The 8832-nt window shown below is 33.0% G+C and carries 7 protein-coding genes, 1 tRNA gene and 1 other RNA gene; all 9 read right to left on the reverse strand.

Annotated features, from left to right (window positions below):
• Window positions 1-74: 74 nt before the first annotated feature.
• The gene (locus ENO17_09500; protein ID HER25268.1) at window positions 75-515 is read right to left on the reverse strand and encodes a hypothetical protein; all 441 of its coding nucleotides are present in this window, start codon (window positions 513-515) and stop codon (window positions 75-77) included.
• A 3-nt stretch (window positions 516-518) separates the two neighbouring features.
• Window positions 519-1451 carry a 16S rRNA (cytosine(1402)-N(4))-methyltransferase RsmH gene (rsmH, locus tag ENO17_09505; protein HER25269.1) on the reverse strand — a complete coding sequence of 311 codons (933 nt, stop codon included), beginning with the start codon at window positions 1449-1451 and terminating at the stop codon, window positions 519-521.
• Window positions 1452-1454: 3 nt separating this feature from the next.
• On the reverse strand, window positions 1455-1886 hold the full coding sequence (gene mraZ / locus ENO17_09510; protein ID HER25270.1) for a transcriptional regulator MraZ: 432 nt from the start codon (window positions 1884-1886) through the stop codon (window positions 1455-1457).
• A gap of 274 nt (window positions 1887-2160) precedes the next feature.
• An RNA gene (gene rnpB / locus ENO17_09515) (RNase P RNA component class A) lies at window positions 2161-2566 on the reverse strand.
• Window positions 2567-2614: 48 nt separating this feature from the next.
• Window positions 2615-3337 carry a hypothetical protein gene (locus tag ENO17_09520; protein ID HER25271.1) on the reverse strand — a complete coding sequence of 241 codons (723 nt, stop codon included), beginning with the start codon at window positions 3335-3337 and terminating at the stop codon, window positions 2615-2617.
• A gap of 179 nt (window positions 3338-3516) precedes the next feature.
• Window positions 3517-3592 (reverse strand) — tRNA-Met (locus tag ENO17_09525).
• A 204-nt stretch (window positions 3593-3796) separates the two neighbouring features.
• Entirely contained in the window at window positions 3797-4825 is a 1029-nt protein-coding gene (gene rlmN, locus ENO17_09530) for a 23S rRNA (adenine(2503)-C(2))-methyltransferase RlmN (protein ID HER25272.1), read from the reverse strand.
• Window positions 4826-4848: 23 nt separating this feature from the next.
• On the reverse strand, window positions 4849-5901 hold the full coding sequence (locus ENO17_09535; protein HER25273.1) for an NADPH-dependent oxidoreductase: 1053 nt from the start codon (window positions 5899-5901) through the stop codon (window positions 4849-4851).
• 28 nt (window positions 5902-5929) lie between these two features.
• Entirely contained in the window at window positions 5930-7174 is a 1245-nt protein-coding gene (locus ENO17_09540; GenBank protein HER25274.1) for a lactate dehydrogenase, read from the reverse strand.
• Window positions 7175-8832: the final 1658 nt, after the last annotated feature.

Genomic DNA, 8832 nt, shown 5'->3' on the forward strand with positions numbered 1-8832 from the left:
AATAATACGTTCTTTTTTCTCTTTGAAAAGCAACAGCTATTCCCGCCCTCTTTAACCTATATTGCTACAGTATATTATTTTAATACCCCCAAAATCAAGTCATTGATCTTCTCTGCATCAGAACTAGCCCAAAACTTACTCTTCTCTTCATTATTATTACTGATTACTCTGGTACTATTCGTAGAATTAACCTTGGCAATGCGATTGAAAGCAATAAACTTTACTTCTTTTGGCCTAACCATGCCCAACTGATTACAAGCAATTTTTTCAATTCTGCTTAAAGCAGAAAGACTTTCCACTGTCAGCTCAAGTCTTTTGTTTTCTTCTTCTAAATCTATTTTATTATTTTCCAATTGTATTATTTTATATCCTAATTCAGTTAATACTATATTATTAGATATATAAAAAATTACTATAGAGGTGATAAAAACGACTAAAATTAAAAATGACACCAAAATAATTAAAGCATGCTTATTTTGGTGATGATCGAAAGCTATTGCACCGATCTCTCGCATTTTTTACCCCTTTATTTTTAATATTTTCTCTGCCACTCTTAATTTAGCGCTTCTTGCTTTAGAATTATCCCTTACTTCCTCCGAAGAAGGTCTAATTGGTTTTTTAGTTATAATTTTTAGTTTGTAATTCTTTTTTTCTTTTTCCTTTGTTTCTAATTCCTTAAACAAGTGTTTAACTATCCTATCTTCTAATGAATGATAGGAAATAACACATACGATTCCCTGGTCCTCTAAAAGTTCAATTGCCTGATTCAATCCTTTTTCCAGGTTTTCAAGTTCGCGATTCACCTCAATCCTGATCGCCTGAAAAATCCTAGTTGCAGGATGAATCCTCCAGGTCTTTCTCTTTTTGGTTTCGGGAAGAGCTTTTATAATCAAATCAGCCAATTGTTTGGTTGTAGTAATGGCTTTCTTTTTTCTCTCAGTAACAATGATTCTGGTAATTCTCCTGGCGAACCGCTCTTCTCCGTATTTTTCAAATATTTCCGCTAAATCTTTTTCCGAATAACTATTAATGATGAAGTCAGCGTTAAATTTTTGCGTTAAGTCCATCCGCATATCTAGCTGACTATCTTCTTTAAAACTGAATCCGCGTTTTTTTTCTGTTAGTTGGTGGAAGGACACTCCTAAATCAAAGACTATCCCCGCAACTCTATCTATATTTAAATCTGATAGAATCCCTACTAAATTCTTAAAATTACCTTTAACTAATTTTACTTTATCGCTATATTCTTTTAATTCTTCCTTTGCTTTTTTAATTGCTTCTATGTCCTGATCGATACCGATCAATAAACCATGGGGATAAATACTTTCCAAAATAGCTTTGGAGTGTCCTCCACCCCCTAAAGTGCAATCGATATAAACACCTCCTTTCCTTAAGTTTAAGTAATTACAGATCTCTTTTGTTAACACAGGAGTGTGAAAGGAATTTACCATAGATTAACCTTCTTGTTCGTATATTCTTTCGGCAATATCCTCATATGATTTTTCAACTTTTCCAAAATATTCTTCCCATACATCTTTACTCCAGATCTCTATCCTATCTAAAACACCAATAATCATAATTTCTTTATTGATCCGAGCATAGTCCCTCAGATATTTCATAATAACCACTCTACCTTGATTATCTACTGTGCAATCTGTAGCCCGGGAAAACAATATCCTTTTAAATGCTCGGGCATCTCTCTGACCTAAGGGAAGCAACTTCATCTTTTCAGATAAATTTGTCCACTCTTCTAAAGGATATACAAAAAGGCAAGTATCAAGACCGAAAGTGACAATAAAATTATCTCCTAAAGATTCCCGGTATTTTGCTGGTACGATCAATCTTCCCTTTTCATCGATTGAGTGCTCGTATTGCCCTAAAAACATAGAATCTCCTTTATTTTTATTCTCCACTTTACTCCACTTTACTCCACCTGTATATAGTATACTACATTCATTTGAAAAATCCTCTTTTTTTTTGAAAATATTTTAATTTTTTTTAAAAAAATTTAAAATACCATATATTTAGCGTCTTTTCTATCATAGTTACGCTATTTATTGGTATTTTTTTGGAAAAAAGAAGGAGGAAAGAAACTCATAAATAAGAAAATAGGGACGACTTTATTTTTGGAAAAATAAAGTCGTCCCTATTTTCTTATTTATGATAAGCAGATCATATAAGCCGAGTTCTGTCCTCTTATTAACCTTAACTGGTTAACCAAGTAACCATTAATGAAATATAAGAGTGGTAATCATCTATCTGGGATGTAAGTTACCCTACACCTCTAGCGACCTACCCGAAGATTCAGCGGGCTACCACAATTCTTCCTATTTGGTCTTGCTCCGAGTGGGGTTTACTAAGCTTATTAGTCACCTAATAACTGGTAGGCTCTTACCCTGCCTTTTCACCTTTACTGGGTATTCAAAATTAAATGCCCAGTTGTGTATTTTCTGTAGCACTTTCATTAAGGTTGCCCTCACTGGGGATTACCCAGCACTCTGCCCTGTGGAGCTCGGACTTTCCTCGGAAGAGATACTATCTCATCCGCGATTACCTAATCTACTTATCAAATGTTCATTTTTCAGTTTTAAAGTACCATTTTAATATCTTAAAGTCAATTAGTTTGACCTTTCCAAATTAGAATTCGGCTGCAGTTAGGACAGATAACTATCTTCCGATTCTTTTCTAATTGATAAATAACATCACTGGGAAGATCGAGATAACAACCTGGGCATATAGAACCATCAACTTCTATAATTGCTTTCCCACCCTTCTCTTTTCTAATAAGTTCATATTCTTTTAAAAGACGATCATTGTGTATTTTGCTTAATATCTCTTTCCTTTTAACCTTTAGAGAATGCAGGTTCTTTTCAATTGATGATCTTTTCAAATCTATTTCTTCTTTGCTTTTTATAAATTCTTTATCTTTTATTTTCAAATTTCGGTCAATATCTCTAATTAATTTATCAAGGTCTTCTGCTTCCTCCATTAGATTTAAAAGTTCTTCTTCTATACTATCTTTTTCTTCTTTATAATTAGCTATTACTTTCTGTATCTGTTTAAGCTCTTTTATATCGGATATTTTCCCTCCGTATAAATCTTCCTGATGTTTACTAATTTTATTGGATTTCTCGACCAAATCCAATTCTTTTCTTTTTAATTTAATCTGTAAATTCTTATAATTAATATTTCTGTTATTTAACCGATCTTTCATTTCTTCAATCTCTTTTACAACCCCTTCTATTAAGAAAGGTAAATTTTTCTTCTTTTTTTCTTCCTCATCGATATCAATATCGTATTTCTGTAACTCTAAAAGAATAGCATATTCTTCTATCAATGACTAATTCCTCCTTTCTATATAGTTGTAGAGTCCATTAAAACAAAAAAAGCCTTACTTCTTATAACTAAGAAGTAAGGCTTTTATAATATTCTGATATTTTTATATTTTTAAGTTTTTTCATAGATCTTTCACTGCTCATTTTATATTATGATTAAAACTGAATCACTATTATCTATTGGTGGGCCCACCTGGATTCGAACCAGGGACCGACCGGTTATGAGCCGGTTGCTCTGCCAGCTGAGCTATGGGCCCGTTAGCCAACATTATCTTCGTTAAAAGTATATCAGATATGTTGATAAAGTCAAGAAAAATTAGCATCCGGTATCTGGTATAAAAAATATTAATAAGTAAGGTGTAATGAGTAAAGCATAATAAACAAATGTTTTTATGGTGCATTTTACAAGTTTGAAAAAATAAGCAGGAGAATATTGAATTAATGATCAATTATCAAATAACCTATTTTAGGTGCAGACTCTTTAACTGTCCACAGGCAGCAGAGATATCATCGCCTTTTGATCTTCTTATGGTGGTTGGAATTCCTTTAGCAGTCAGTTCATCCTTAAAGGATTTGACTTGAAAAATAGCGGATGCCTGCAGCAATGAATCGGGTGTAGGATTAAAAGAAATTAAATTTACTTTAAAGTTAAATCCACCAATCAGTCTGGCTAATTTATCTGCATCATTTAGTGTATCGTTTACTCCTTTAATCAAGAGGTACTCAAAAGTTATCTGTCTTTTTGTTTTTTTCACATAACTCTTACAAGTTTCTATCAGATCAGGTAAAGGGTATATATTGTTTACCGGCATTAGGTATGATCTTAATTTATTTTCCGGGGCATGTAGAGACACTGATAACTCTATCTGCCAATTACGTTCTTGTAACTTTTTTATTGCTGGTATCACCCCACAGGTAGAAACAGTAATTCTCCTTGCTCCAATATTAAAAGCATCTTTCGAGTTCAATATACCAATGGCTTTTACCACATTATCATAATTATCTAAGGGCTCACCAATGCCCATAAATACAATATTATTGAGATCAGTTCCAATCTCTTTTTTCACCCATAATACCTGATTTAAAATCTCACTAACTGTTAGATTTCGGGTAAAGCCTTTCTTCCCGCTTTCACAAAACAAACAGTTATATTTACAACCAATTTGAGAGGATATACATTCAGTTACTCTTTTGCCTGCAAATATAAGGACGCTTTCTATTAAATTTTCGTCTTCTAACTTAAATAAGTATTTTTTGGTTTGGTCTTTTGATTTAGTAACCTTTTTCAATCCTATTTTACTAATATAAAAATATTTTTGAAGTAGAGTTGTTAAGGATTTGGGAAGAGTCATCATATCCGTGAAGTCTTCCTTTCCTTTTTTATAAAGAAAATCAAATAATTGATCAGCTCTATATTTTTCTACTCCTAAATTTTTAACCTCTTCCCGAAGTTCGCCTAAGGAAAAGTTTTTCAAGTCTCTTTTCTGCATTATATCAATTATTTCTCTTTATTTTATTTTTTAATTTCATTTTTTATGTTTTCTGCAAATTCTTTAGCTTTTTTATCTATCCCCGGTACCTTCGTTATTGAACCTGGGTCATTAGCGGTAGCAGTTAAAGTAAAGTAAGGAGGCAATCTGAATCCTTTGTTAATATTTAAAGCACCTATTAGCTGTTTGGCTACACAATCGCTCCCTGAATTTCCTGAAACTACGATAGAAAATAATGTTTTATCTCCAAATTTTATCCTTTTGTAAAGCACCGTCATTCGATTAATTACTGCCATTAGCTTTGCTGATATAGCATCATTATAATTGGGACATAGCCAGATTATGCAATCAGCCTCTTCTATCGCGGGAAAAATTTCTTTTACCATAATCCCCCCGTAGAAACAACTTTTTTCTTCACTATAATGAATACAGGTTTTATAAGAACACCCCCGACAGTCTATTACTGTTCCATTTTCTACATGGAGTTCTCGGATAGCTTCTTCCCGGAGATATTCTCTAACCATTTTCCAAAGCATAAGAGTATTAGATGTTTTAAACAAACTGGAATGTAGTACTAATATCTTCGGCTTATTTATTAATTTTAATTTTTCTTCAGATAATTTTTTCACTACCTGTTGGGCTTGCTTCCGGTAAATCTCCATAAGATTTAGGCTAGATGTTTTTTGCCAGGTAAGAAAATTATTAAGTTTGCGGGTAGCCTCTACTATGGAATGACCGGGAAACCTGCATCCCATTTGATTAGTTAAAAAAATTATCTCTTGAGCAGCACTCTTGGTAAATAACTCACTCGAGCTTTGAATAATAATTACAGCCTTTGAACCTAAAAGAGAATCATTTCCCCTTGCTTTCAACTTTAAAAGCATTTCATAGAAAGGGATATTAAATCCACATTGATCTAACTCAAGAGCAAATATAATTTTCTTATAACGTAAATCAGGAGGAAAATCCTCCAGATCTTTTATAGTAATTAAGAAGCAATTTTCAGTAGCTTTCTTAATAATCTCATTAAAATTATCCGATATTTTTCCTGGGACGATCAAATAAAGGTTATTCATAAAATAATTTACTTTACCTCGATATTGCTTACAAGATATTACCCAAATCCATATAGCTTTTTTTAATTTTCTCTAATAAATTAGGAGGAATATTTATTCTTTCAATCTCAGTTCCTGATGCGATTAATCTATTTTTCGCTCCCCAAAATACTCCACCCATAAAGGATGCACTATAATGCCACTTTCCACTCATAGTGGCAATGAGAGGAAAACTTCCTGAAGATAAAGCCGGGGCAATATAAGGCTTAAAACCGGTTTTTCTTATTTCTAAATTTGCTTTTAGGGTCTGATTAATCAGTTTTTCCGAAAGATCTTCATCATATTTTTTTAAGCTGTTGGCAATGATTAAACCATGACCATGTGGGCCAAAAATTCTGCCTGCTTGATTGTATTTTGCAGTTTTAGTAGTTTGTTTTGAATAATAAACTGCCCGGGCATGCATAACTCCCAATCCATATCCTCTTATCTGCTCTGCTGCTAATCCTTTAAAATCAAACTCTCCTCTTGTATTTTTATTGCTTGTTAAAAAAACATCTTTACATAAGAGATCTACTGGATCCGATATAATTGCAAATATTCCCTTAAAGGCTTTTTTCCGGGCTTCTTGAGCATAATTAGAGATTATTTTAGAATTTCCTTTGAACTGCTTCATTCTTACATCTTCCTGTTCTTCACCCAAAGAAGGAACTCCTACTGTTGCACAAAAGACGAACATGTCACAATCAAAAAAATTCTCTTCTCTTATGAAGTAAACCTCGGGAAATTTCCCAGCAGAAAAAGGATAAAATATCTGATTTGCTTCTAATTCCCATCTTTTCATCGAGTTTATATTAGTATCATATATACCGACAGATTCAATGCGGCTTCCACCCAGTAATCGCAAACTGGCAAGGAGAGTTCCTCCTACATCACCCAATCCTACAATATTGACTTTCCAACGAGAAGGGAGTTTATAAGTTAACATTTTCTGCCAGTAAGGATATGCGGTATTAATGGAACTTACTTTTTTCTTATTTATTTTTTCTTTCAACCACAGGGGTAGATCATAATCAACCTGTTTAGGTTTTTGTAGCAGGTTAATCCCTTCTCCTTTTAAAAAGATTAGGGAAGGATCGGTAATACTAAAATACCTTCTGGATTTTGAAGGGCTTATCCGGTTTAGTGCGTAAATTATTTCCTTGCATTCTTGGGCTTCATTTTCGGATATTCTATTCAATCCACTATATCTCGATTGGGAAATAATTATTTTATTTTTTAATTTATAAAAATACATCTTTATTTTTTCCCCTAATCCTAATCCCTCCTCGAGGGAGAGGAAATTAAATTACCTTTATCTTGCCTTAACCAACTAACCAGATAAGTAAATAACAAATCCAAAACGAGATTCTAGGTACGACTCTCTATCTTATATTTACCGGTCTGCTATTCCCTTTGTTCGTCGTAAAAGTTCGAGACTATTCTCTAAATAATGAGAAGGGCTATGGCTTAATTTATAGTCCATATCTTCTCCCTGATCGGGATATCGAGGATAAATAATTACCTCTCCCAAATGGTCAAGAGTTAATTTTCTTTGTTGGATAATCTGGTATTCATTTTCCAGAGCTTCCAATATAATCAAAGCATTTTCAATACAAATTTCGGAAAAACTATAAATGATTTTTGCCGAAACATCTTTAATAAAGGAAGGGAAAGTATAAGGTAGTATTTGATTAATGGATCTGACTAAATTCCCTTGAGTCCTTATTTTTCTCCTTAATGCATCTCCTCCAATAAAAGGATACAATTCACTCTCATTAAACCATAATCTAAGATTAGGAATAAAATGAGCGCAATCAACATCTCTATTTAATATATTAGCTATCTCTTTTCCACTGCCGGACAGTGCCCCCACAATTATTTTTTTTACTTTAATATCATATTTGTTAAATAGAGGTTCTAAGGTTTTTATTCGATAACCCTTGTGTAAATAGTCGTCAATAAGAATTACCGGCATATCAAATGAACGAATTATTTTTACCTGATTTTCCAAACTCATATAATGGGGAAAGGCATCAATTTCAAAGCTTTTCACGTTAGGAGTAAATATTTTTTCGGTGTGAAGAGATTTAGTTACCGTATTGGGTACTACCATCTTATGCAGTATCTTTCCAAAAGGCACACACATTGACTTTCCTAAAATACGGGGAATTAACGGTGCAGTTGAGACATCATTTATCTTACAAATTTCCTTCACAATGGTTTGATTGATTAAATCTATATTAAATGGTAAAACTACATTCCCGGGGAAAAAAGTGGTAAATGATTTTAATAATCGTTTACGAGATCGTAAAATTGATTTTTTGATGGATAAACTTCCATAGAATGGTTCTTTTATAATTGACTCAGTATCTAAATTGATTATACAAGGTTTACTCATATCCACTACAAATACAGGATTATCTTTGTCGCTAAAAGGTAGACGGTAAAACCCCATGAGTTCCAGATTCTCTTTTAAGGAAATTAAACTATAATCATTTAATATATTCCTGAATACCGCATAGCTGTAATCTTTCTCGATACAAAAAGAGAGAGTTTCGGTAAGAACAACCTGCTCAAGGTTTTCCAGTCCTGATCTATTTTCCGTATCGCTGATGGTAAAAATACCATCAATAACTATTGTACGGCCAACTGCATTCTCCCGAACGTATTCGGATACTAGGTTATCCTTGAACTCCTGGAAAAGAATGCTTGAACGAACCCAATGAAAAGCTGAAAAACCCAATATCGTTCCATGATGGCGGATATCACGCAATATTAGAATTCTCGGGTTTAATTTGCCAGCAAAATCAAGTAACTTTTTAGAGGCATTGCTTTGATTAAACTTTGCAAGCACTTTCTTGCAAAGTTCTTTTATCAAATCAGAGCTAATATCTTCAATTACTTGTACATCTA

This window comes from Candidatus Atribacteria bacterium (assembly GCA_011056645.1).
Classification (GTDB): Bacteria; Atribacterota; Phoenicimicrobiia; order Phoenicimicrobiales; family Phoenicimicrobiaceae; genus Sediminicultor; species Sediminicultor quartus.

Excerpts from the sequence above, each read along its gene's own strand:
- mraZ (HER25270.1), bottom strand. The coding sequence starts at position 1,886 with ATGTTTTTAGGGCAATACGAGCACTCAATCGATGAAAAGGGAAGATTG.
- rlmN (HER25272.1), bottom strand. The coding sequence starts at position 4,825 with ATGCAGAAAAGAGACTTGAAAAACTTTTCCTTAGGCGAACTTCGGGAA.
- ENO17_09540 (HER25274.1), bottom strand. The coding sequence starts at position 7,174 with ATGTATTTTTATAAATTAAAAAATAAAATAATTATTTCCCAATCGAGA.
- ENO17_09500 (HER25268.1), bottom strand. The coding sequence starts at position 515 with ATGCGAGAGATCGGTGCAATAGCTTTCGATCATCACCAAAATAAGCAT.
- ENO17_09535 (HER25273.1), bottom strand. The coding sequence starts at position 5,901 with ATGAATAACCTTTATTTGATCGTCCCAGGAAAAATATCGGATAATTTT.
- rsmH (HER25269.1), bottom strand. The coding sequence starts at position 1,451 with ATGGTAAATTCCTTTCACACTCCTGTGTTAACAAAAGAGATCTGTAAT.